This is a genomic window from Rhizobacter sp. P1_G5, assembly GCF_056405435.1.
On record NZ_JBFUCB010000977.1, the window covers coordinates 1 to 1412 of the forward strand.

At 70.7% G+C, this 1412-nt stretch carries 1 protein-coding gene; it reads right to left on the reverse strand.

From position 1 onward, the window contains the following. Positions 1-120: 120 nt before the first annotated feature. A partial coding sequence (locus AC1D12_RS33320) for an MFS transporter (protein WP_477845375.1) occupies positions 121-1412 on the reverse strand: 1292 nt, incomplete at its 5' end.

A 1412-nucleotide genomic window follows, 5' to 3' on the forward strand; every position in this document is an offset into this window, starting at 1 on the left:
TCTGAAAACAGGAGAAGACTTCAAGCGCAGCGTCAAGAAGGCTTTCGAGCGCATCCCGAAGCTGTTGAGCCCGAAGGAGAGCAGGGACAGCGCCCCCTCCTCCCCGCCCGAGAAAAAAGACTAGGACCCCAGCGCCTGCGCCACATACCGCGTCACCTTCGGCGGCGACTGCTCCACATGGAAGCCCAGCCGCCGTTCGCGCAGTTCCAGGTCGAACACCGTCATCCGGTCGAAGTGCCGCAGATGCTCGGCCCATGATTCGTTGACGAACTGCTCGACGTAGAGCGACGGGTCCGAGGTGTCGCGGAACAGGCTCCACGACAGCACGCCGCGGCGCAGGCAGCTGCTGCGCCGCTCCTGCATCACGTGCAGGAACTCGCCCACGCGCACCGGGTCGATCCGGTACTCCACCGCGATCAGCACCGGCCCGTCGTGCGGGTCCAGCGGCAGCGCGGTCACCGGCGGGCGCAGCGGGTTCTCCGTCGCGTTGGCCGGCGTCAGGTCCTCCTCGGCCACCGCCGAGAGCCGCACCCGCCGCGTCAGCAGCAGTGCCACGCAGCCCATCGCCGCCGCGCCCATCAGGCTGCTGCGCAGGTCGCTCATTGCCGCCACCTGGCCCCACAGCGCCGCACCGGCCGCGCTGCTGCCCATCAGCGCCATCTGGTAGATCGACATGCCGCGCGCCCGCACCCAGTCGGGCAGCGCGAGCTGCGCCGACACCGTCAGCGAATTGGCCACCGAGATCCACGCCGCACCGGCCACCGCCATCGCGCCCGCCGCCACCGCCACGTTCGGCGCCAGCGCCACCACCACCATCGCGAGCGCCTGCACGAACGAGCCCCAGCGCACCAGCTCGTCCGAGCCCAGGCGCTGGCGGATGCGCGGCAGGTTCAGGGCCGCGGCGATCGCGCCGGCGCCCATCGACGCCAGCAGCAGCGTGAAGGTGCCCGCGCCGCCGCCATGCAGGTGCTTGGCCACCAGCGGCAGCAGCGCGAGCAGCGCCGTCGACTGCAGGAAGAAGATCGACACCCGCAGCAGCACCACGTGCATGCGCGCCGATTCGCGCACGTACTGCACGCCGACGCGGATCGCGCCGAGGAAGCGCTCGCCCGGCAGCGTGCTCGCCTTCTGCTCGCGCTTCCAGCGGCTGATCGTGAAGGCCGCGCCGATCGACAGCAGCGCGTTCAGCACGAACACCCACGCGCTGCCAGCGCTCGCGATGATCGCGCCGGCCAGGATCGGCCCGATGATGCGCGACGCATTCATCGCGATGCCGTTCAGCGCCAGCGCCGACGGCAGCTGCGAGCGCGGCACCAGTTCCGGCACGATGGCCGCGAACACCGGCCAGCGCATCGCGAGGCCGATGCCGTTCGCGAAGGTCAGCACCAGCAGCAGCGGCGCGTTCATCGCAT